At 71.0% G+C, this 22,565-nt stretch carries 15 protein-coding genes; 8 read left to right on the forward strand and 7 right to left on the reverse strand.

Annotated features, from left to right (window positions below; all coding sequences use genetic code 11):
* Positions 1–73: 73 nt before the first annotated feature.
* Positions 74–1,009, forward strand: a complete 936-nt coding sequence (locus tag ACQEXA_RS11180; RefSeq protein WP_432935019.1) for a LysR family transcriptional regulator — start codon at positions 74–76, stop codon at positions 1,007–1,009.
* A gap of 159 nt (positions 1,010–1,168) precedes the next feature.
* Here the strand turns inward: ACQEXA_RS11180 and ACQEXA_RS11185 are convergent, their stop codons facing one another.
* Complete coding sequence (locus tag ACQEXA_RS11185) at positions 1,169–1,567, reverse strand: nuclear transport factor 2 family protein (protein WP_432935018.1); 399 nt, start codon at positions 1,565–1,567, stop codon at positions 1,169–1,171.
* A 340-nt stretch (positions 1,568–1,907) separates the two neighbouring features.
* On the reverse strand, positions 1,908–2,627 hold the full coding sequence (locus ACQEXA_RS11190; protein WP_433129587.1) for a hemerythrin domain-containing protein: 720 nt from the start codon (positions 2,625–2,627) through the stop codon (positions 1,908–1,910).
* 73 nt (positions 2,628–2,700) lie between these two features.
* Here ACQEXA_RS11190 and ACQEXA_RS11195 point away from each other — a divergent pair, with 73 nt between their 5' ends.
* On the forward strand, positions 2,701–3,324 hold the full coding sequence (locus tag ACQEXA_RS11195) for a TetR/AcrR family transcriptional regulator (protein WP_432935016.1): 624 nt from the start codon (positions 2,701–2,703) through the stop codon (positions 3,322–3,324).
* 91 nt (positions 3,325–3,415) lie between these two features.
* On the opposite strand, the gene ACQEXA_RS11200 is transcribed toward ACQEXA_RS11195, so the two are convergent.
* From ACQEXA_RS11200 to ACQEXA_RS11220, 5 genes are all read right to left on the reverse strand, one after another.
* Positions 3,416–3,883 (reverse strand): SRPBCC family protein, encoded by a 468-nt coding sequence (locus ACQEXA_RS11200; protein WP_432935015.1) that lies wholly within the window; start codon positions 3,881–3,883, stop codon positions 3,416–3,418.
* Positions 3,884–4,149: 266 nt separating this feature from the next.
* Positions 4,150–5,262, reverse strand: a complete 1,113-nt coding sequence (locus ACQEXA_RS11205) for a glycoside hydrolase family 18 protein (RefSeq protein WP_432935014.1) — start codon at positions 5,260–5,262, stop codon at positions 4,150–4,152.
* 240 nt (positions 5,263–5,502) lie between these two features.
* Entirely contained in the window at positions 5,503–9,432 is a 3,930-nt protein-coding gene (locus tag ACQEXA_RS11210) for a kelch repeat-containing protein (RefSeq protein ID WP_433129589.1), read from the reverse strand.
* Positions 9,433–9,483: 51 nt separating this feature from the next.
* Positions 9,484–9,687 (reverse strand): hypothetical protein, encoded by a 204-nt coding sequence (locus ACQEXA_RS11215; protein WP_432935012.1) that lies wholly within the window; start codon positions 9,685–9,687, stop codon positions 9,484–9,486.
* 101 nt (positions 9,688–9,788) lie between these two features.
* On the reverse strand, positions 9,789–12,722 hold the full coding sequence (locus ACQEXA_RS11220; protein ID WP_432935011.1) for an ATP-binding protein: 2,934 nt from the start codon (positions 12,720–12,722) through the stop codon (positions 9,789–9,791).
* 669 nt (positions 12,723–13,391) lie between these two features.
* Between ACQEXA_RS11220 and ACQEXA_RS11225 the strand changes: the two genes are divergently transcribed.
* The 6 genes from ACQEXA_RS11225 to ACQEXA_RS11250 all read left to right on the forward strand — a co-directional run bounded on the left by ACQEXA_RS11225 (position 13,392) and on the right by ACQEXA_RS11250 (position 22,445).
* Positions 13,392–15,191 carry an HSP90 family protein gene (locus ACQEXA_RS11225; protein ID WP_433129591.1) on the forward strand — a complete coding sequence of 600 codons (1,800 nt, stop codon included), beginning with the start codon at positions 13,392–13,394 and terminating at the stop codon, positions 15,189–15,191.
* On the forward strand, positions 15,188–17,251 hold the full coding sequence (locus ACQEXA_RS11230) for a hypothetical protein (RefSeq protein ID WP_433129593.1): 2,064 nt from the start codon (positions 15,188–15,190) through the stop codon (positions 17,249–17,251). Before ACQEXA_RS11225 ends, ACQEXA_RS11230 begins: the two co-directional genes overlap by 4 nt.
* Before the next feature lie 1,082 nt (positions 17,252–18,333).
* Positions 18,334–18,786: a reverse transcriptase N-terminal domain-containing protein gene (locus ACQEXA_RS11235; RefSeq protein ID WP_433129595.1), complete on the forward strand. Its 453-nt coding sequence runs from the start codon at positions 18,334–18,336 to the stop codon at positions 18,784–18,786.
* Positions 18,787–18,904: 118 nt separating this feature from the next.
* Positions 18,905–20,203 carry an ISAs1 family transposase gene (locus ACQEXA_RS11240; protein ID WP_433129597.1) on the forward strand — a complete coding sequence of 433 codons (1,299 nt, stop codon included), beginning with the start codon at positions 18,905–18,907 and terminating at the stop codon, positions 20,201–20,203.
* Positions 20,204–20,246: 43 nt separating this feature from the next.
* Complete coding sequence (locus ACQEXA_RS11245; protein ID WP_433129599.1) at positions 20,247–21,581, forward strand: reverse transcriptase domain-containing protein; 1,335 nt, start codon at positions 20,247–20,249, stop codon at positions 21,579–21,581.
* 84 nt (positions 21,582–21,665) lie between these two features.
* Positions 21,666–22,445 carry a hypothetical protein gene (locus tag ACQEXA_RS11250; RefSeq protein WP_432935008.1) on the forward strand — a complete coding sequence of 260 codons (780 nt, stop codon included), beginning with the start codon at positions 21,666–21,668 and terminating at the stop codon, positions 22,443–22,445.
* The last annotated feature ends 120 nt before the right edge of the window (positions 22,446–22,565 follow it).

Consider the following 22,565-nt stretch of genomic DNA (forward strand, 5'->3'; position numbering starts at 1 on the left):
ACCATAGCCGGGGATCAAACAACCGCAGGGCCGCCCAGCCACAACCAACGGTTGTACCTCTAGGGTATCGGGCATGGACCTCGACACCGTGCGGACCTTCGTCGCCGCCGCCGACGCGGGGCGGTTCCAGGACGCCGCCGCCGAGCTGGCGGTCACCCAGCAGGCGGTCTCCAAGCGCATCGCCGCGCTGGAGCGCACTCTCGGCGTACGGCTGTTCACCCGCACCGCGCGCGGTGCCGAGCTCACCATCGACGGGCAGGCCTTCCTGCCCCATGCGCGCGAGCTGCTGCGCGCCGCCGAGCGCGCGATCGCGTCCGTGCACACCTGCCGACGTCCGCTGCGCGTCGATGTGATCGCCTCGCGCGGCGCGGCGTCGGGCCTGATGCGCGGATTCCACCGCGCGCACCCCGATATCGAGCTCGACGTGGTCATGCTGTTCGACATCGAGACGGCCGTCGCCGCCATCCGGTCCGGTGCGATAGACGCGTCCTTCCGCGCCGTGGCCGTGCCCGGCCGGCCCCTTCCCGAGGACATCGAGTCCGTCCGGGTGCTCGACGAGCCGCTCCAGCTCCTCACCGGTCCCGCGCACGCGCTGGCCGGCGCCCGGTCGGTGACCGTCGCTCAGCTCACCGGGCACCGGATCTGGATGCCCGGCATCGTCCCCGGTACCGAGTGGGCCGCCTACTACGACGACCTCGTCGCAAAGTTCGGCCTCACCATCGAGGCGACCGGCCCCAACTTCGGCTCCGACGCGCTCCTCGACACCATCGCCGACACCCCGGCCCTGGCCACCTTCATGGGCGAGCACACCCGCCTGGTCTGGCCCGCCGGCCACGGCCTGCGGCGCATCCCGGTGACCGACCCGACGCCCGTCTACCCGCACTCGCTCCTCTGGCACCGCGACAACCCCCACCCAGCGCTGCCCACTCTCCGCGCCCACCTCGCCACCACGGCAGCCGGCCACGGCGCCGCCGGGACCTGGGCGCCGGACTGGGTGCTTCCGAGCTGAACGCCGCCGCATCCTCGATCAACGCAGCCGGCCACGACGAGGCGCTGAAACCGCGGCTGAGGACCGCACTTCGCAGCCACCGGAGGACTCACCAAAGGTCTGCCCGCGCTCCGCGGACATCGGTCGGTCCCGGTCGTGAATGCCCCAAGGCCCAGCCCGTCAGTCTGCGTAGGCTTCGGATACCTTGAGGGTGTCCTCGTAGAGGTACATCTTGACGATCTTGTCGTCTGCCACCTGGAGATGCATGGCAATGGGCATCTCGTAGGTTCGCCCCGTGCTCTTCGCGACGCGCGTGAACCGGCCCAGCATCACCGTGTGGTCGCCGTCGACCAGCAGGGCCTCTACTTCGTCGACGTTCTTGTCCGGAACGATGTTGTCCACGAGGGTCCGGAGGTAGTCGGCCACGTCGCTGCCTTTGGAGCGCCTTCCCGTCCAGGGCAGCGACGGCGAGCCGGGAACGTACCAGTCAATGTCATCCGCGAACACCTCGGCGACTGCATCCGGGTCTCCGGCAGCCAGCAGACGGAAGAACCTCTCTACAACCTCACGCGTTTCCATGATCTGGACCTTTCAGAACGGGGCCTGGAGCGTCACTCCAGGGCGATGGGGCAGTACGCGAGTGGCCGGATTCGTACTGCCCGTTGTGGCACGCAGGAGGCCGGGGCCCCCAACGGGGAATCCGGACAGACAACTCATGACATGGTGAGTGCCTCGAAGGACTGCCGACGAGAGCCACCCAGGACCGGGATCACTCCACCGGGCCGCGGTCTGCCAGGCCCACCGGCGAGCCGCTGGTCACCACGGCGCCGCCGGCCGGGGTGACATAGGCGACCGCAACGGTGCGGTCGCCTCTGATCACGGCGTCCGCTCCCGTCCGGCCACCCGACGGGAGCGGACGTCACGACCCGGTCCCGCGGAGGATCCGGAGGTCGTCCACCGCCTGGCGGCGCATGGCGGGGAGGAGTGGGCGTATCGGCTCCGGCAGGCCGGCGAGCACGAACTCGACCTCGGCGGGCGTACCGACCTCGTCGAGGAATCCGACCATCAGATGTCCGGCCACGGGCGGCGTGGTCGCGATCACTCGCTGCGAGAAGTCCGTCCATTCCGCGGGGGTGACATGGTCGCGGAGCGCGGGGAAAAGAATCGGCTCTTCATGGGCCAGGTGGGCGTGCACCGTGTCGCGTACCGCGACAGCCGCGTCGTGCAGCGCGGCCCGGACTTCGCCGCCCGCATCGCCTTCACCCTCGTCGGCGCCGGTTCGGCCTGCGGCAACGTCCTCACCGGCTCCGTTGTCGGGTCGGCTGTCGCTCACGGCCACGGCAGCCAGCCGATCGAGCGCCGCGTCCAGTCGCTCGTGCTCCTCGCTCAGCGCACCGAGCGCGTCCGCCGTGGCCGGCGCGGCCGCGACGATCCGCGGCCACAAGTCTTCGTCCTCGGTCTCGTGGTGGTGGCGCAGGTTCACGACGAGGAAGTTGCGCAGCTGCGCCAGTGCGCCGAGCGGTACTGCGGGGTGAACGGCTGCCTCGGCCAGCAGGGCGGTGGCCACACGGTGCACCTCATGGGCGAGCCGGGTCTCAGTGACCGCCACGGTGGAGTCCTTGGGGGGATCTGTAAGCATGAAGTGCAACGTATTCATTAGAGACGTCTATAGTCAATAATGTCACGTACAGCGATGGCGATAGACTGCGACGGTGACGACCCGGAAGTACATCTCGCCCCGCCGCGCGGACTCGGCCGCAGCGACACGTGAGGCCATCCTGAGCAGCGCGCACGCGCTCTTCCTGGCCCGCGGGTATGCCGGGGTGACCATCGGGGAGATCGCCGAGGCGGCGAAGGTCGCCGTGCCGACCGTGTACAGCAGCGCCGGGAACAAACCGAGCATCTTGACGGCCCTGCTGGAGCCGGCCCTCACGGACCCGGCCGTCGCCGGCACCCTCGCCGCGGTCGAGGCCAGCGACGACCCACGCGCCGTGATCAAGCTGACTGCCGAGGGGACCCGCCTCACACACGAACGCCACTGGGAGCTCGTGTACGGACTCTTCTACCGGAATCCGCCGGGGGAACCCGCCGTCAAGGCGGTACTGGACAGGGGGGCGGACGACTACGTCCAGGCCTTGACCCGCGTGGCCGATCGCCTCGCGGCACTCGACGGCCTCCGCGCCGAGGTCAGCCAGGCGGAGGCCGTCGACCTGCTCTTGTTCTACCTCGGCCCGCACGCCTGGATGACGCTCGTCGGCGAACGTGCTTGGTCCTTCGACCGGGCCCAGGCCTGGATCGCCCGTTCCGCCTGCCAGGCACTCCTCAAGGACTCCTGAGCGAAGTCCGTCGGAGATGCGCGTGAAGACGGATGTGCGTACTCACGGCTTCCTCGGCGACGGGGCCCGGCTGGGGCACGGGCGAACTGAGTCAGTCGGCCGCTTCGACGTACGACGCCAGGTTGGCCAGCGAGGAGGCGATCCCGGCCTCGTGGACCGCCTGGTCGATGCCAGGTGGCACGTCCGTGGCGGTGACGGTCACCTCGGTCCCCTCACTGGAAGCAGTCAGGTGCCAGGTCATCGTCATGGTGCCCGCGTACGAGGGGTCGTCGGCCTCGAACACCGCCCGCTGCACCACGCGTTCAGGTGGCACCAGGTCGGCGAACTCGACGTCCACGACATCCGTCGCATCCGACGTCTTGCCGGGGCTGTCGGTGGGGTCGAGGTAGGTGAGGACCATGCGGAATCCGCCGCCGGGCCGAGGGTCCCACTGCTCGACCCGCCCGCGCATACCGTCCGGCGGCAGCCAGACCTCGAGGGACTCCCGGTCGAGGAGGGCGCCGTAGACCGTCGCCGGTGGCGCCGCGATCACCCGGCTGGCATGGTCGGTCCTTCCCATGCCCCGATTCTACGACCGAGGTTCCCGCCAGGCCCATCCTCATCGACCAACCCGCCGAAAGAACCGGCCTCGAACCAGCACACGACCGACGAGTCGCATGACGCGGCGATCCAAGGGACCTGACGGGTACTCAGGCCGAGTCCTGTGTGGTGCCGGCTCGTCGAGCCGGTCCCCTGACGGCACGTACCACGCACCACGACTGAAGACCGCCGCCGCACACTGGGCCGAAGTCCGGCGAACGCGTTCGTCACGGTCAGACAAGCCGGTCAGCGGACCCAGCCCTCGCGGTACGCCGTCCAGTCCGTCTCCGTCGCGGCGAAGTCCACGTACAGGGCGACGCCGAATCGGGTGCGGTCCGCGTCCGTGCGGGAGAGGCCGAGGCGGACGCCGCGGACGGCGGCGGTGACCGTTTCGGCGGACGCGTGATGGCCGATGTCGTCCTCGTGGTAGAAGGGCAGGCCGATCAGCAGGTCCGTCGAGGGCGGGGTGACTTCGAGGGCCAGGGAGGTCTGTTGGGCGACGTAGCCTCCGTACAGGCTCTCCAGCGGCAGCGCCGTGTCGTACGACATCACAGCGATCTGGTCGACCCGGCGCGCGACTTGGCCGAAGTACTCCTGCGACCACCACTTGGGGTGTCCGGCCAGGCCGCCCGCCACGGAGTGGAGTGCGGGGAGGGGGTCGATCTGCGGGGCGGACACCGAGAGCGGGGCATGGTCGGCCAGGGTGACGCGGTGCAGAGCGTCGAGGAGGGTCAGGTAGTTGCGGTCGCCGGAGTGCAGGGGCTCCAGGTCGAAGTGGGCGCCGTCGAAGCCGGCCGCCAGGACCTGACGGGCGGAACGCACCACAGCGGCCCGCGTCGCCGACCGCTCCAGTCGCAGGCCGACCGGTCCCTCACTCGCGAGCTTGTCGCCGAGCCAGGCCTGGACGCGTACGCCGGGTAGCTCGCGGTGTACGGCCTTGATCAGCCACGGGGCGTTCTGGTAGGCCGACTCGGGGAGCGTGCCGTCGTGTTCCAGCGGGCCGGCATGCACGTACAGGTCGCGGATTCCGGTGTCGCGCAGGCGTCGCGCGAGCGCATCGAGGTCCGTGTTGCTCTTGCGTCCGTCGACCCAGGCGTGGCCGAGCCAGAGGGCGTCCCGATTCCGGGTGTACGTCCCCGGCGCGGGGTCGCCCGCGTAGTTCAGCCGGAGGGCGACTGCGGCGGAAAGGGTGCACAGGAGGAGGGCGAGCAGCAGACCGAGGGCGATCCGCCGGGTCCAGCGAAGCCAGGCGCGACGGGGCGTACCGTTGCCGCGGAGCCGCCCGGCCGACCCGCGCCGGGGGCCGGCCTCAGCGCCGGACTCGTCCGTGAGTTCCTGACCCGTCCGTTCCGTGTCCATCCCCGTATCCCACTCACGCACTTGCGGACATCACCCTCGGGCTGTGACCGCAGGGGGCGGTCCGAGGTGGTCGAACAGGCGAGGAGTGCCTCTGGGTCGCGACGATAGCACGGTGATCAACTGTGGTGTCTCGACCGGCACTTCACAGTTCGCCGACTCTCACCGACACTGATCCCAGGACGGGGCTCCCGGTTTCCCGGGAGCCCCGTCAGGTCGTGCCGTTCGGTCAGCCGTCCGCGGTCAGTGTTTGCCGGTCACCTTCATCGTGGCGGCCAGCGCCGGGACGGCGTACGGCGAGTCGGTGCCGACGGTCAGCCCGCTCGTGTAGGTGCCGGCCTGGTCGACGTCGTCCGCGTTCAGGGTGACCCGTACCTTCACCACGGCACCCGGGGCCACGGTGACGGTGTGCGGCGCCGACAGCCAGGTGGCGGCGCCGGAGCTGCCGCAGTCGCCGTACCCCGGCAGCTGCTCCACGCCGGTGACCGGGCGGTTGCCGCCATCTGCACCGCCGACGACGTACAGTCCGCAGGCGCCGCTGCCGCGGTAGACCAGCGCGTTGGCCGCCGGCAGAGCCGACCAGGAGTTGGTGACCGGGTCGTACTCCTCGGCCTGGTTGGTCAGCTGTCCGCCGGTGACACCGCCGACCAGCTGCAGCCGCCCGCCGGAGGAGGCGGAGGCCATCGCCCAGTTCGGGTACGGCAGGTCGGCCCGCGCAGTCCACGCGCCGGTGACCGGGTCGAAGGCGTACGTCGCCGTCGTCTCCTGGCCGCTGACCGGGTCGGTTCCGCCCGCGCACACGACCTGGCCGTCGATGCCGGCGCAGGAGAACCACGAGTCGGTGATCGGGTAGTTCGCCACCTGGCTCCAGGCGTTCGCCCGGGGATCGTAGACGTAGGTCGCCTGCGAGACCGGGATGCAGTTGCCGCCGCAGCCGGCGACCACGTAGAGCCGGCCGCCGAGGACCGCCGTACCGCCGGCGACGACGCCCGCGGGGAGCGATGCCACCGTGGACCACAAGTCGTGCTTCGGGTCGTAGCGGTATGCCGCGGTTGAGACGTTGCGGTTGCTGTCCCAGCCGCCGACGACGTAGATCTCGCCGTCGACCGCCTCCACGCCGGGCTTCTCCAGCTTCTCCGGCATGTTCGCCAGCCGCTGCCAACCACCGGTGCCCGGGTCGTGGACGTAGGCCTTGAACAGCATGTTCGCCCCGTCGGTCCCGCCGAAGGCGTAGACCTTGCCGTCGAGCGTCACCGTGCCGCTGTCCATCACCGGCGTCGGCAGGGCGTCGGCGGTCGTCCACGCGGTGGCGCCACTCACGAGGGCCGCGTCGGTCGAGCCCGTCGGTGTGGCAGCCGCGTGCGCCTTACCGGCGAGCAGCGAGCCACGGGTGAAGTGGCCACCGACGTGCCGGACCGGTGCCCCGGTGCCGGGTTTACGCGCCTGCCCCGGGGTCGAGTCCGGGGTGTACGAGCCGTCCTGCGGGTTGAGGACGACGTGGACGGGTGCGGTACCAGCGTTGCGGAGCGTCACGGTCCGGGTCGTCGACCGGCCCAGCGGCTGGGTGACCCGCAGCGAGTCGCCGGAGACACTGATCCGGCCGGCGCCCAGGCGCCAGTCCTTCCGGGTGACCCGATCACGGGCGACGGAGACCTTCGCAGTCGAGCCCGTGTACGCGCCGTCGACGACCCCCAGCGTGGTCCGGCCGGAGCTGTCGGCGGCAGAAGCCGGAGCGAACAGTTCGTAGCGGCCGCCGGCCGTCGTGGCCGTCGGGATGCCCGCCACGCTGACGCCGGCTCCGGAGAGTGCCTTGCCGGTGTTGGCGTCGTCGACGGTACCGGCCACGAGCCCACCGGCGGTGGCATCGCAGGAGCGGTTGCCGATGAAGACGTTGTCGACCTTCCAGAACCACGAGTGGACCGCGTCGTACAGGAACCGGACCCGCACGTCGCTCTTTCCGGCGGCCTGCGGGATCGCGACGACCTCGGGGCCGTAGGAGATCGTGCGGGCCACGTGCCAGACCGAGGTCCAGGTCTGGCCACCGTCGACGCTGACCTCGACGTCGGCGTTGGAGTTGTAGCGGGGTGACATGAAGGAGTTGTCGAAGGAGACGATCGGCGTGGCATCGCCGCTCAGGTCGAGCACCGGCGAGACCAGGCTGGTCGTCTCTTCGGTGTTGATGCCGCCGTCGCGGGAGTCGACCTCGGCAAACTGGCCAGTGCCGCCGGTGTCGTTGCCGTAGTGACCCGGGTCGTCGAAGCGCCAGGTGATCCCGGAGCCGCTGTCGTCGGTGACCGTCCAGCCATGCTGCGGCGTGGCGCCGGCCCAGCCCTCGAAGTCGGTCGTGGTGCCGTTGTATCCGAAATGGTAGCCGAGCGTGGTGCAGGCGCTCGCGTCCACGGACAGCGACACGTCGTGGCGTACGTCGCCGGAGCCGACGGCGACCGTGTCGTCCGCCGTCTTGTAGCCCGGCAGGGTCGCCGAGACGTGCAGCTTGTACTTCCCGTCGTCCGGCAGCCGGACGGCGTACCGGCCGCTGACCGGGTCGGTGTCGACCGCGCCGCCGGGGTAGCCGTCGACGGTGAGCGTCGCGGCGACCGGCCAGCCGTGGCCCGAGGCGTCGGTGACAGTACCGGAGACGATGTGGGTGGGAAGGGCGCGCAGCGTGAACGACTTCTTCGCCGTGAGCCCCTCGGTCACCTTCAGCGTGGTGGCGGCCGTCGCGTAGCCGAACTGCGCGACGGTCAGGGTGTAGTCGCCCGGTGCGGGCGCGAGTGTGTAGCTGCCCGACGCACCGGTCGTGGCGGTGTAGCTGCGGCCGTCCGCGTCCGTGGCGGTGACCGAGGCGCCCGAGACGGGCCCGTTGGCCGTTCCCGAGCCGGTGCCGCGCACGGTACCCGTGACCAGACCGTGCGGGCCCTGCCGGAATGCGCCGACACCGACGGGCGAGCCGAGCCCGGTCGGGCCGTCCCAGCCCGTGCGGGCGTTGCAGAGCTGGTTGCCGCAGTAGCCGTCGGAGCCAGCCGTGACGTCGGTGAGGTCACCGGCCTTCGTGTCGGCGTACGGGTAGGTCACCGGGTAGGTGCCGGGCGTCGGGGCGCCCGCGAGCGCGTACATCGCGGCGACGAGCGGCGACGAGAGCGACGTGCCGCCGACCTGGAGCCAGCCGCCGACCGCGGGGCTCGAGTTGTAGATGCCGAGCCCGGTGGCCGGGTCGGCGTCCGCGGAGACGTCGGCGATGGCACGCTTGTCGCAGCCGGTGTCGATGCCCTGCTGGTACGCCGGCTTCGGCTCGACGCTGGAGCAGCCCGAGCCTCCCCTGTCCCAGGCCGCCTCGGTCCAGCCGCGGGCGGTGGTGCCGTCGCGGGTCAGCGTCGTCCCGCCGACGGCGACAACGTTCCCGTTCGACGCAGGCCAGTTGACGATGTTGCCGTAGTCGCCGCTGGATGCGGTGACCGCGATACCGGGGTGGTCGTAGTCGTGGTCGTACGCCGTCGCGAAGCTCCCCCCCTCGCCGGGGATGCCGTAGGAGTTGGAGATGGCCACGGGATGGTGGGCGGCGGCGGTGTTCTCGGCCTGGCCGAGGTCGTCGACGCCGGCGGAGTCGGCCTCGACGAGCAGGATGTGGCACTCCGGGCAGGCGGCGGAGACGGCGTCGAGGTCGAGCGCGGTCTCCATGGACCAGTCGGCGTCCTCGGGCGGGAGGTTGTGGCCGCCGTTCTGGTCGAGCTTGGTGAAGCAGCCGTTCGCCGTCATGCAGGCGGGAAGGCCGTAGGTGCTTCGGTAGACAGCGAGGTCGGCCTCGGCGTTCGCGTAGCCGCCGGCGTCGACGATGGCGACCGTCTCGCCCGAGCCGCCCGTGGGCAGGTCGTAGGCCGCCCTCACATCGTTCGGGGTGAGGGCGGTGGCGGGCGGGGTGGACGAGCCTGCGGCCAAGGCGCCGTGAGTGTTGGTCACGCCCATGAGGTCGCAGGTGGCGTAGGGCGCGTCACCCTTCTGCTCGGAGGCAGGTAGGGGGACGGCGCATCCGGCGGGCTTGTAGGTCGCTGTGCTCTGCGGGGTGCCGCTGGCCAGGGTGGGCGCCGCTTGCGCCGGGGCGACGGCCATCAGGCCGGACGCCACCGCGCAAGCGACCGCCATCCCAGCGGCCCATATGCGTATTGGTCTGTGCATCGCTCTTCTCGGGAGTGTGCGTCGGCCGGGCCGACTCAAGTGGGGTGCTGGTCAGACCGGCCGATACTCCACGCCCGGCTTCCGTCGGCCCTCACGCGGCCGGTCCGCGCTCGCCGCCGGGGCCGGATCGACGGTGGTGTCCTCACCGTCGTCGGAGGCCTCGTCGAAGTCCTCGGTGGACATCTCCAGGGATCCGTCGATGGGGCCGACCGCCGGCTCCTCGCCGGACCGTTCGGCGCCGTTGCCAGAGGTCATCTCGGCTGCTCCGTTCTGTCCCAGAGCCAGCAGTGAACGTCGCGCGGCGGGAAGGCGGCAATGCGCAGAACTACCCGGGAAACTCCCGTGGCGATGGGCGGCTACCCCGTCAATGTCGGTGGCTGCGGCGCACTCCCCGGCAGCGGTACGTCACCGGACTCCACCGCGACGACGGCGAGCGCGGTGCGCGAGGGCGCGCCCCGTTTACGCATCGCGGAGAGGACGTGCTTCTCGACGGTGCGGGGCGAGAGCCCGAGGACGCGGGCGATCTGTGCGCTGGTCCGGCCCTCCACGAGCAGGCGCACCACATCGAGTTCGCGCGGCGAGAGCCGGTCTCCGTAGCCGGGCCGGCCCACCCGCGCTCCGACCCTGACCCCCACGTCCGCGAGGCTGTGCCGCACCCGGTCCGCGTCCCCTGTCGCGCCGAGGCCGGTGAGGCCGTCGAAGACCTCGCGGAGCACATCGACGGCCCGGTCCCGCTCGCCGCCGGCGAGGCGACAGCCGGCCGCCGCCTCGCGGGCCAGCAGGGCGTCGTACGGCCTTGGCAGGGCGGCCCAGGCGGCGCCCGCCTCCTCGAAGTGCCCGGCGGCGCCCGCGAGGTCACCGCCGGCGCGCGCGAGCAGGGCCGCGATCAGCAGGCGAGCTGCCGTCGCCACCGGCGCGTCCAGGCCGCAGGTACCCGTCTCGAAGGCCCGGGCCGCGCGGGTGGCCTCCCCGACGCGTCCCTCTTCGAGCAGCGCGCGGACCCGGAGCGGGGCGATCTCGGCGGCCCAGAGCCAGATTCCCTTGGCCTCGACGAGCCGCCAGGCGGCATCGGTCGCGGCCAGTGCCTCCCCGGGGCGGCCGGCGGCGATCGCCACCCGGGCGAGCATGGCGGACGGGTCGCGTGACCCGTCGACGGGGCCGCGCGGACGCTCGACCGCGATCGCGGCGCGCACCAGCTCCTGTGCCCGACGGTGATCGCCGCGCGCGGCGTCGAGCAGACCGGCCAGCAGCAACGCGTCGGCACGCAGCACGGGTTCGTCGTCGTCGAGGGCCGAGGCCGCCCACTCCGTCGGGCCCGTCCAGCCGCCGGTGAGCCAGTCGAGGTGAGCGAGGGTCGCCATGACGAGGTCGCGCAGGCGCAGGTGCTGGTGCTGCTCGGCCAGGGCGGCGGCCGCATCGAGCCGGCGCCGGGCGTCGTCGTAGCGGCCCCACAGCATCGCCGCCTCACCCAGGTTGGCGAACCCACGGGCGCGCTGCAACACCTCGCCTGGGGTCTCCCCCTCGGCCGGCAGGTCGCGCGCCGCCGCCCAGCCGGCGGGGTCGCCGAGTACCAGGAGCGTGGCGGCGCGGTCCATGAGAAAAGCGAGCCGCCCCTCGGGCGACGGATCGGGCCGGGCCTCGATGAGACGCCCGGCGCGCTCCAGCCAGGAACGGTGATGCGCCGCGGGCCGCGCGGTACCGACCGGGCGAGCGAGCATCATCATCGCGTGAACCGCGGCGACCGGCCGGTCCTGGATCAGCCCCGGCACGGCCCGCTCCATCTCGACCGAGGCGGCCTCCACATCACCGACGTGGAACATCAGCCGCGCCAGCTGCCAGGTGGCCTCGGTCCGCTCCTCCGGGGTGAGGTCGCCTGCGGCGGTCTCGCGCAGCACGGTGACGAGTTCGCGCAGCGGCCCGTTACCGGGTGCGGCGTACAGCGGCATGCGCCGCACCAGAGGGGACACCGCCGCGCCGCGGACGGCACCGCCGGTGAGGAGGTCGAGGAGCAGTCCGAACGCCGTACGCGGGTCGCCCGACGAGATCGCGTGGTCCGCCGCCTGCTCTGCGTACGCCGCCCAGCGTCCCGGGTCTCCCGCCTCCCGGAAGTGCCGGGCCAGCTCGGCGACGCGGCGCACCGGCTCCTGGTCGAGTGCTTCCCCGGCACGGCGGTGGAGGCGGCTGCGCTCCCCGGCGCCGAGGGCGTGGTAGACGCTTCGCGCGGCCAGCATGTGGCGGAACCCCACTCGGGCGTCGCGGTCCTCGTGCAGCAACCCGCCGGCGAGCGCCTCGACCAGACCGTTCTCCGCCTCCGGCAGGGGTAGGCCGGCGACCTCGGCGACCAGCGCCGGCGACCGCTCCCCCTCGAGGACGGCGAGCGCGGCCAGCGCCGCGCCGGCCGCGGGGCCGAGGCGGGAGGTCCGCTCGAGCACGGCGTCGCGGATGCTGGGCGGCACGTCGAGCTCCGCGACGTCGCGCCGTAGCCAGGCGCCGTCCTCACAGACCAGGTCCGCGCGGTCGTAGAGCAGGCGGACGGACTCCTCGATCGCGAGCGGCAGCCCGTCGGTGTGGCCGTGGAGGAATTCGGCGAACTCCACCGAGACCGGCTCCCCGCCGAGCATCGAGGACACCAGGTCCGCCGTTCCGGCGGTGGTGAGGGGCCCGGGTTCCAGGCGGGTGACGCCGGCCTGGGCGACCAGCCGGCGCAGCAGCGACTCCGGGCGGACGTCCTCGGGCCGGTAGGTGAGGACGAGGCGCGGGCTCCGCTCCCGCCGGGCCCGCAGGAACAGCAGGAGTTCGAGCGTGGTCTCGTCGGCCCAGTGGGCGTCCTCCACCACGAACAGCCCGACGCCGAGGGCGTCGATCAGTTCGACGAGCGCGCGGAGCAGGCGGTGCCGGGCGGCCGCGGCGTCGGGCAGTGGCTCGGGCGCAGGCGGCAGTTGTCCGGCCCACTCCGGGAAGACCGGCCGCAGCGCCCCGGCCAGCCCGGTGAGCGGCAGACCGGCGACACGGTCGGCCAGCCGGCGTACGGCGTCGACGACCGGGCCGAGCGTGTACGGCTCCCGGAACGGCGGGCAGACGGCGACCAGCGCTGTCTCCGGACGCCGCCGCTGGAGCTCGTGGAGCAGCCGGGTCTTCCCTATCCCCGCCTCACCCGCGACCACGACGAGACCCGGCCGCCCGTCGAGGGCCTGGTCGAGCAACGAAAGGTCGCGGTCGCGGCCGACGAGGCGGGGCACACCGAGGTCAGGCCGGCGGGTCGGTACGCCGTCACTCTCCGTTGCAGTCATCTCCGACTCCGATCCGGCCCGTTGGACTCATTCTGCCGGGCGCCCCTTCGGCCCTCGTCCTGGCGTTCTGTGCGCTCAGTTCGCGCGGATCCCCCGCTCGAGGCAACTGGGTGAGCGGAGATTCCGATGGCCGGTGCAGCGCCGCCGTACAGTAACGCGCTTCCGGCTCCGGCGGGCCCGTCCGTGCCAGAGGCGGCGCCGGCTGTGGCCTGCGGCGCGCAGGGCGGCCAGGGTCTGGACGGGCGAGGCGCGGGAGACGAGGGCTGCGGATGCGATCCGCCACGCGCAAGCCTCTCGAGCCCGTACGCCCGGGGCGTCTTCGGTAGTCGATGCCGCGTCGCCGGAGCGGACGCGGCGGGCCGTGCGGACCACCTGCGGGTTTCCGTGAGTGCGGGCGGTGACCCTGATCGATCACACAAGGGACTGCGGGTGCCAGGTACCCGCGTCCACAGAGGCGGTGAGGCGGTGAGGCGGTCGAGGATCCGGTCCGGCGTGCCCGGTGAATTCCCTTGCGGCCGCAGGGCGGCGTGCGGACGCGGATCCGGGGGCAGCCCGGGCGTGCGTCCGGACGTCGCGGGTGAACCCCCTGATCGGCCCGTGGACGATATTCGTTCTGCGGTGTCAGTCCCGCGTCCTAAGGTGCTGCCCAGTCCAGGATGGGGAGAGTCCGTGAACCAAACCTTCCGCGTCGATCTGCGCGGAATCGTAGATCTGCTGAGCCACCACCTCTACACCAGCCCGCAGGTCTACGCCCGCGAGCTGCTGCAGAACGCAGTGGACGCGATCACCGCTGCGCATGGTCCCGACGCCGCTGCTCGGAGGCGCGGCCGGATCGTCGTCTCATCCGCCGACTCCACCGGTGACGGCTCCCTGACCATCAGCGACAACGGAATCGGGCTGACCGAGGCGCAGGTCCACGAGTTGCTGGCCACCATAGGCCGCAGCTCCAAGCGGGACGAACTCGGTTTCGCCCGGCACGAGTTCCTCGGCCAGTTCGGCATCGGACTGCTGTCCTGCTTCATGGTCTCGGACTCCATCGAGGTGACCACGCGTCGTGCCGACGAGCCCACCGTGCTGTGGCACGGCCGCTCCGACGGCAGCTACACGGTGCGCCCGGCCCCGCCCGGGGACGAGCGTGCCGAGCCGGGCACCACCGTCACGCTGCGCCCGCGCCCCGGCTGCGAACACCTGCTCACCCGCGACGCCGTCGCCGAGCTGGTGACCCACTATGGTGCCCATCTGCCGCACACCGTCACCGTGGACGCCATGGAGATCACCGGCGGCCCGGCGCCCTGGGACCGCCCAGAGGGCGAGGATCCGGCACAGCGCCGCGCGCGGCTGGAGGCCTACTGTGAGCAGGTCTTCGGCTTCACTCCCTACGACGTGGTGGACCTGGCCGCCGCCGAGGCGGGCCTGCGCGGCGTCGCCTTCGTCCTGCCCATGCCCGCCAATCCGGCGGTGCCCGCCGCGCACCGCGTCTACCTCAAGCAGATGCTGCTGTCCGAGGGCGCCGAGCGGCTGCTTCCGGAGTGGGCCTTCTTCGTACGCTGCGTCGCGGACACTGCGGAACTCCGCCCCACCGCGAGCCGGGAAGCCCTCTACGAGAACTCGCTGCTGGAGAGCACGCGCGACAGCCTCGGCGACGAGCTGCGTGCATGGCTGGTCCGCCTCAGCCGGCAGGACCCGGCCCGGCTGCGCGAGTTCCTGCGCGTTCACCATTTGGGCGTGAAGGCGCTGGCGCTGCACGACGACGAGATGCTCCGGCTGGTCACGGACTTCTGGCCGATGGAGACCAATGTCGGCCCGTTGACCCTCGCCGAGTTCCGGGAGCGGTACGGCGTGCTGCGGTTCACCCCTCTGGTGGACGAGTTCCGTCAGCTGGCCCCTGTCGCGGCGGCCCAGGGCCTCGCCGTCGTCAACGCCGGTTATGTGTACGACGCCCAGATCATCGACCGGCTGGTCACGGTGGACCGGGAGCTGGAGGCCGAGACGCTGCGCGCGGCGGATCTGGCCACGCACCTGGAGCGGCTGACCGCAGCCGACGAACGGGCCATCGCCCCTGCCCTGGCCGCATCGGACCGCGTCCTGGCGCGGCTCGGCTGCGACCTGCTCGTACGGTCCTTCGAGCCGTCCGGGCTCCCGGCGCTCTATCTGCTCGACGACGACACGGCGTTCCAGGTGGACCTGCGCGAGGCCAAGGAGCAGGCGGACGACGTCTGGTCGTCGATCCTCGGCAGTTTCCAGACCACCGAGGCCCCCCGCCCCCGTCTCGTGCTCAACCACCGCAACGCACTCGCCCGCCAAGTGCTGGCGCTGGACGACGCCGAACTCCGTGCGACCTGTCTGGAGGGCCTGTACGTGCAGGCCCTGCTGCTCGGGCACCATCCGCTGCGCCCGGCGGACACCGCCGTCCTCAATCAGTCCTTCCTCGGCCTCATCGGCCGCGCCGTCGCCGGAGGTGCCCGGTGAGCCACACAGAGCAGGAGCTGCGCAAGCTCTACCAGGACACCTTCAGCATGCCGAAGGGCGCGGCGAAGTTCGCGGCGCTGGAGGAGGTGATGCGCCACGCGGACGCGCTCGGCCTGGTGGAGTTCGCCTTCGACGTACGGATGCAGGCGACGTCGGTGTTCCAGCACAGCTGGGTGCCGGCCAAGGCGTTCCTTTCCTACTCCTGGTGTCTGGCGGCGTACGACCGTGAGCCCGAGCGTTTCGGAGCGCGGGCCGAACACCGGTTGCTGTGGAACATCAAGTGGATGATCTACAGCGTCCATCAGTTCCCGGAGGTTCCGCTGCAGCGCGCCTTCGACCTGCTGGACGACATGGAGCGCCGCTACCGGCGGGGCGGCCACAGCATGCACGCGGTGCTGCAGCACCGAGGGCTGGTCGCGGAGAGCGTGGGAGAACTGGAGCAGGCCCAGGAGTTCTACGAGCGGATGGACCGCACCCGGCGCGACTCGCTGTCCGACTGCGCAGGCTGTGTCCCGAGCAGTCAGGTGCGCACCCTGGTCGCGCTGGGACGGGACGAGGAGGCGATACGGATCGGGGAGCCCGCCCGCGCCTCGTTCTGCAGCGAGCAGCCCCAGTGGATCAACTCCGAGCTGCTGCTGCCGTACGTGCGCACCGGCCGCGGGGAGCAGGCACTCGAGGCACACCGCAGTGCGTATCGACGGATCCGCGACAATCCGCACCACCTGGCCGAGCTCGCACTGAATCTGCTGTTCTGCGTGCACACCGGCAACGCGGGCCGCGGCCTCGACCTGATCGAGCGCCATCTGCCCTGGCTGGGCCAGGCCCGGACACCGCTGGCGGAAGCGGAGTTCGCGGCTGCGGCCGTGGCCGTCCTGACCGCACTGGAGAACCAGGGCGAGGGCGAGCTGCTCCTGCGGTTCCCGGCCGCGGAGGGCCGGCGCCGCCCGGACACCAGCGTCACCGCCCTCGCCGCGGAACTCCGTGAACGGGCCCTGGACATCGCTGCCCGGTTCGACACCCGCAACGGCAACGACTACCAGAGCAACCGGATCCGGCGGTGGATGGCGGCCGGGCCAATCGGTGAATCCGTACCCGTGTCAGTGTTCTCCGCGGGGGCGCACACGCCCGGCGGCGATCGCGTGCGAGGGCTGATCGAAAAGGTGGCCGCCGCAACCGCCGCGGGTGACGCCGAGGGCGCGGCCCGTGCGCGACTCGCCGCAGCCGAAGCCCTGCTGGAAGCCGAGCGTCCGGCGGAGGCGGTGGAAGCGGCGGAGGAGGCGATCCGCGAACTGGAACGCCTCGGCATGACCGGGGACGCCACCCGGTGCCAGGTGCTGCTGGCCCGCGCCTACGAGCAGGACGGCCATCGGGCCGAGGCCGTCCGCCGGCTGCGGGAGCTGCTGGAGAAGCAGCACGGGGACCTCCCCGGATCGCCCGACCGCCCGGAGTGGGAGGCCACGCTCGGCGAGTGGCTGAGGTACGGCCCGGAGGCGTCACGCTGGTACGCCTCGGCGGCACAGGGCTTCACCGCCTCCGGACGCACCGCGGAGCGGCTGTCCGCGCTACGGCGGGCCCTGCTGTGCAACCCCGCCCCCGCAGCGGTGGCCGAGCTGCTGGCCGAGGCGGAGTCGACACTGGCCGAGCCGGGCACACCGGTCGAGTCGAGGGCCGGACTCCTGCACGCCTGCGCCCGGATGCTGCACCACGACGGGCGACTTACGGAAGCCGCGACGCACCTGGCGACCGCCCGTGATCTCCTCGCCGGGGCTTCGGCCGCGCAGTCCGCTGAGACCGCGGAGACGGCGGAACTGCTCGGCGAGATCCTGACCGCACTCGCCGGCGTCCGCCTGCGTCTCGGTGCCCCGGACGCCGCCGAGGAAGCGGCCCGCGCCGCACTGGACCTGACGACGGACCCCGACGACCCCTGGAACGAGGCCCGCTGGAACGCGGTCGTCGTGCTGGTCCGATCCCTGCGCGCACGCGGCGCGCGGACCGAGGCCGAGCAGCTGATGGCCGATCATGGGCTGGACGAGGAGGACCTGGACGAGTGGGACGGCTGACCGTTCCCACCGGCTGACCGGCCGACGACGACCGACGGGCCGGGCTCGGACCGCGGGAAGAGCATGCACAGCATCATCCGGCGGCAGGGGTGCGAGGGCGGAGTGGGCCGGGCTGGCCTCCAAGAGGCCGTCCGGCTCACAGCCCTGTGTTCGAACCGGAGGTCACCACGCAGCATCGTCCTGTCGGGTCTCCCGCCCCACCGGCCGCCGCCTGGTAAGCCTTCGTGTCCCATCTCTATATTGGCCAGCCGGCGCCGGTACGGGGACGGGGGATCGAGTGCTCATGCGATCACACGGGACACGTGGAGCGGTGGTGGCCGTGTTCTGCGCTGTGGCCGTCCTGTTGCTCGGGGCATTTGCGACGTGAGGTCGCTTGAGTTGAGTGGTTCGTCACCGAGGAGGTTCGACTGATGTCGAAGGTGTAGGGCCCAGGCCCGTGTGCAGGGTCTGTCCCCGCCTCAGCGTGCGTCGCGGGTAACTGCGGGGTGCGAAGCCTGAGGTCGAGGCCCAAGGACCTCCGTTCCATCCGGGGGTTACAGGCTGGGGAAGAGCGGACGGGTGAATGCAAATGAATCCTCGATGATGCCTCGTCAAGCAAACTCCCGTCGATGGGTAGTACCAGCGGGTGATAGGGACTGGCCGCAGGAAAGCGGCAGGCGCCGAGTGGACAGTGCTCGCCACTCGGGAGCACACCGCCGTCCCCGGGGTTCAGAGGACACCCAACCCGGTCACATCTCACTCATGCGGAACACGACAACCCCGATAAGGTCCCGACGACAAGTCCGTCGGGTAAGCCGACCGCAAGGAAGGCCCAATTCCTCAGCGGGAGCAGGAGGATCCAACAAGCGAAGGCCGACAGCCGAAAGGAAACAGGAACCCGGGAGCCGGAAACCGACAACTCCGTCGGCGGACCCGCATAACTGGTCGGATAGGGGTCTATGCCTCGACTCGAAAGGGTGCTGACGTGGATCTGGTGAGCCTGTGAGACACGACTGTTTATGACACCGGAACCGAAGGGCAAGTTAGACGTCATGGCAACGAGGGCGAACGGGGCGGCTCAGATCGCAACGAGCGCTGTTGTGATGGCGAACGGACCGGAGGACGAGATCACCGACTGGTCGTCGGTCAAATGGCGACAGGTCGAGGACGACGTACGGCGTCTGCGGCAGCGCATCTTCACGGCATCGCAGGCAGGGGACCTGGCCAGGGTCAGGAATCTTCAGAAGTTGATGCTCCGCTCCCGCGCCAACACGCTGGCGAGCGTGCGGCGGGTCACGGAGATCAACGCCGGTCGCGCGACGGCCGGCATCGACGGGAAGACCGCACTGCTGCCCCAGTCCAAGGCCGAACTGACCGACTGGATACAGCATCACGCAAAACCGTGGAAACCCAAGCCGGTCAAGCGCGTGTATATACCGAAGGGCAACGGAGACCGGCGCCCGCTAGGAATTCCCGTGATTGCCGACAGGTGCCTTCAGGCCCTGGCTCTCGGAGCACTGGAACCCGAGTGGGAGGCACGGCCCCGGCGTAGTTGATCGTTGATGGGTTTTGGGTTGTTTGTCGGTGGAGTGAGGTGGCAAGTTGCGAGGCGAGCACGGCCTCTGATGACCTTTCAGGTTCCTACGCCAGAAGATCGTCTCAGGAGCCGCGCTCGTGTCCGCATCCTCTCTGATCAGCCCTGTCCTTGGCCAGCTCACCGACCTCGCGCTGTGGGAGGCCGAGCTCGCCGCCGACCCTGCGGCAGCGGATTCTGCGCTGGTCAGCAGGCTGCGCCAGGTCCCTGACCGGCGCGCGGAGCGAGGGCGGCGGCATCCTCTGGTGGTGATCCTGGTGCTGGCTGCGTGCGCGACGCTGGTGGTCGGCGGCGACTCCGTGACCGCGATCTGGCAGTGGGCCACCCGCGCCCCGCAGATCAAACTGGCACGCATCGGCGCCCGGTACGACCCGCTGGCCGGCCAGTACCTCGTACCCAGCGAACGCACCTTCCGCCGCGTGCTCGCCGACCTGGACGCCGACGCCCTGGACGCGGCGACCTGTGCTTACGTCACCGAAGTCGCGGCCGGAACCGCAACGGCGCCCGAGATCCCGTGCACCCCGGGGCCCATCGAGCGCGAACAGCGCCGCGCCGCCCAGCGGGCCGTGGAACACCCGGCGCCGGCCGGGCTCCTGCCCGCCGCGGCTTTCGACGGCAAGGCCCTGACCGGCGCCCGCACCGAATCGGGGCGGGTCTTCCTGGTCGGGGCGGTCGCCCACGCCAGCGGCGCGGTCCTCGGCCAGACCCAGGTTCCGGACAAGCGCGGCGAGGGCGAGGCGGCCCGCACCCTGCTGGCCCAACTCGCCTTGCCTGGATGGGTGTTCACCCTGGATGCCCTGCACACCACAAAGAAGACCGCCCGCCTGATCACGGACCGGCTCGACGCCCACTACGTCCTGATCCTGAAGGGGAACCAGCCGCTGGCCCGCGCCGCCGCCCAGGCGCTGCTGGCCGGCACCGACGCCGAGTGGACCGAGACCACCGAGGCCGAGGACGACCGTGGGCACGGGCGCACCGAGCGCCGCACGATCCGCACCGCCCAAGCCGACGACGCCCTCTTCCCCGGCGCGGGACAGGTCTTCCGCCTGCGCCGTGACACCGGCGGCCTCGACGGCACCTGGACCGGGAAGGAGATCGTCTTCGGCGTCACCAGTATGCCCGCCCACCTCGCCGGCCCCGCTCACCTCAACCACTACGAGAGGGCCCACTGGTCCATCGAAAACAAGATCCACTGGGTGCGGGACGTCACTTTCCACGAGGACAACTCCCAGGTCCGGACCGGCACCGCCCCCCGAACCCTGGCCAGCTTCCGCAACCTGGGCATCAGCACGTTCCGCCTCGCCGGACGAGCCAACATCGCCCACGCCCGCCGCGATCTCCTCAACCACAACGACGCCTTCGCCGTCTACGGCATCTGATCAACTACTACGAAGTCGGGCGTAACGGAACAACGCCGGGGCCGTGGAGTGGGAGGCACGATACGGGCCGAGATCCTATGGTTTTCGGCCCGGTCGTGGCTGTCATGACGCAATCGTGGCCATCCACACAACGGCAAGCGGCAGGAACGCCAAACGCCTGTGGGTGCTCGATGCCGACTTGAAAGCGGCTTTCGACCGAATCGACCACAGCTATCTACTGGCCTCTCTGGGCACATTTCCCGGCAGGGGAATGATAGCCGGATGGCTGAGGGCTGGCGTGGTCGAGAAAGGTTGGTTCACCCCGACCGAGGAGGGGACTCCGCAAGGCGGGGTGATCAGTCCCGCGCTATTGAATATTGCCCTTCATGGCATGGAAGAGGCTGCCGGAGTACGGTACCAACGTCTCGGCAGCAGTGCCGCGACCACGGCGCCGGGCTCCCCGGTTCTGGTCGTCTACGCCGACGACCTGCTCGCGCTGTGCCACTCCCGTGAGCAGGCCGAACAGGTCAAGGCGCGGCTGGCCGCGTGGCTGGTGCCCAGGGGCCTGGCCTTCAACGAGGACAAGACGCGTGTCGTCCACCTCGACGAGGGCTGTGACTTCCTAGGGTTCAACATCCGCCGGTATCGCGGCAAGTTGCTGACCAAGCCGAGTCAGGCAGCCCTGCGGCGGATCCGGGAACGGCTCACCGCAGAGGTGCTGGCCCTGCGAGGGACCAATGCCGAAGCGGTGGTGGCCAAGCTCAACCCGATCATCAAGGGGTGGGCCGCCTACTACCGGATCGGTGTCTCCAAACGGGCGTTCGCCTCGCTGGACCACCACGTGTGGAGACTGACCTACAAGTGGGCCAGGTACTCCCACCCGAACAAGTCGAACCGCTGGGTCACAGCCCGGTACTTCGGCGAGTTCAACAAGTCCAGGCAGGACCGGTGGGTCTTCGGGGACCGCGCCAGCGGTCGCTACCTCGCCAAATTCGCCTGGACACCCATCGTCCGGCACCGGATGGTGCCAGGAACGGCGTCGGTCGACGACCCGGCCCTGGCCGACTTCTGGGCCAACCGGCGTCGCCGCAGCCAACCCCCACTGGCCAGCGCCGTCCTACGACTGATCCAAGCGCAGGACAGCCGCTGCCCGCTATGTGGGGCGCTGCTGCTGCACGCCGACCATGAACCACAGCGCCCGGACGCATGGGAGCAGTGGCTCAAGGCTGTCCGCCACGCGATCCGCAAACACGCGTTCATCGCCGACGCGGCAGTCGGCACGCCGGACGAACCCGCCGCTCCACGCCTTGTGCACGCGCACTGCCACCGCCGCCAGACTCTCGGCGCCGATGGCAGGCCAGCACTTCTGTCCGCCAACGAGCCTTCAAGGCTTGCTTGAGCCGGATGCGGTTGGCGCCGCACGTCCGGTTCTTAGGGGGCGGGAACGCAGTGATGCGTTCCCGCTACCCGGCGCGGGACACAAGTGGCCGGGCAAGGGGGGACGATCGCGCCGCCGACGGCGACCGGGCCGATCCCGTGGACCACGGCGCAGCCGGCCGCGGTCACCGGAGCCCGCCTCGGCGACGACCACCGCACGTTGCTCCTCGACACACAGGTCCCCAGTGGCAAGCACCCGTGTGTGCGAGACCTCAAAGCGGTGCTCACAGACCCCATGACAGACCTTGCGCGGGTCCAGATCACCTTCTCTTCCCCGTCGGGGGACACCCGGTCCGGGTGCACCGGCGAGAGCACCGCCACGGTGCGACTCGAACTGCCCGAGCCGTTGGGCGGCCGGGACGTGATCGTCGATAACTACGTGCGCTTCACCGTGGACGGCGCCAAGCCGCCCGCGTTGCGGCTGTGCGGCGAGCTGGGTTGCCACCCGCCTGCCACCGGCTGTACCGCTGCCTCCTACGACCAGGCGTTGATGGCGGTCGACGCGCCCGAGCACACGTACAGGGACTCGGAGCGCTGCGACGGGAAGTGGCTGGTGCTGGACTTCTCCTGGCGCACGGGACCGGCCTGCGACGATACGACGGACCCCGCCTGCTCGTCCCGGCTCGGCGACCGTTGGTTCTTCAGGGCGGAGAAGTCCGGCTGGAAGCCGATAGCCGAAGGCGCGGCCGGAGGTTGCCAGAACGTGCAGCGCAAGGAGCCCGCCTTTCCGTCCAGCATGTGTGACGCACTGGCTCCCCTGTCCCCCTCGCTGCACCCGAGCTACCCTCCCCCGTCCGCCTCCCCCACCCCGACGCCGGCCTCGTGAGCGGTCAGCTCACGCTGAGTGGTCAGCGCACCGGAGGTATTGCTCGAGCCGCTCAGCACGCAACCCAGTAGGGGGGTCCGGCAGTTGCGGGATACGGGGCCCACCCTCGTTTCGCCCGTG

This window comes from Streptomyces sp. CA-106110 (assembly GCF_050936285.1).
Classification (GTDB): Bacteria; Actinomycetota; Actinomycetes; order Streptomycetales; family Streptomycetaceae; genus Streptomyces.

Coding starts and splice junctions, on each gene's coding strand:
- ACQEXA_RS11180 (WP_432935019.1), top strand. CDS start 74: ATGGACCTCGACACCGTGCGGACCTTCGTCGCCGCCGCCGACGCGGGG.
- ACQEXA_RS11210 (WP_433129589.1), bottom strand. CDS start 9,432: ATGCACAGACCAATACGCATATGGGCCGCTGGGATGGCGGTCGCTTGC.
- ACQEXA_RS11235 (WP_433129595.1), top strand. CDS start 18,334: ATGGCGAACGGACCGGAGGACGAGATCACCGACTGGTCGTCGGTCAAA.
- ACQEXA_RS11185 (WP_432935018.1), bottom strand. CDS start 1,567: ATGGAAACGCGTGAGGTTGTAGAGAGGTTCTTCCGTCTGCTGGCTGCC.
- ACQEXA_RS11205 (WP_432935014.1), bottom strand. CDS start 5,262: ATGGACACGGAACGGACGGGTCAGGAACTCACGGACGAGTCCGGCGCT.
- ACQEXA_RS11200 (WP_432935015.1), bottom strand. CDS start 3,883: ATGGGAAGGACCGACCATGCCAGCCGGGTGATCGCGGCGCCACCGGCG.
- ACQEXA_RS11215 (WP_432935012.1), bottom strand. CDS start 9,687: ATGACCTCTGGCAACGGCGCCGAACGGTCCGGCGAGGAGCCGGCGGTC.
- ACQEXA_RS11190 (WP_433129587.1), bottom strand. CDS start 2,627: ATGCTTACAGATCCCCCCAAGGACTCCACCGTGGCGGTCACTGAGACC.
- ACQEXA_RS11220 (WP_432935011.1), bottom strand. CDS start 12,722: ATGACTGCAACGGAGAGTGACGGCGTACCGACCCGCCGGCCTGACCTC.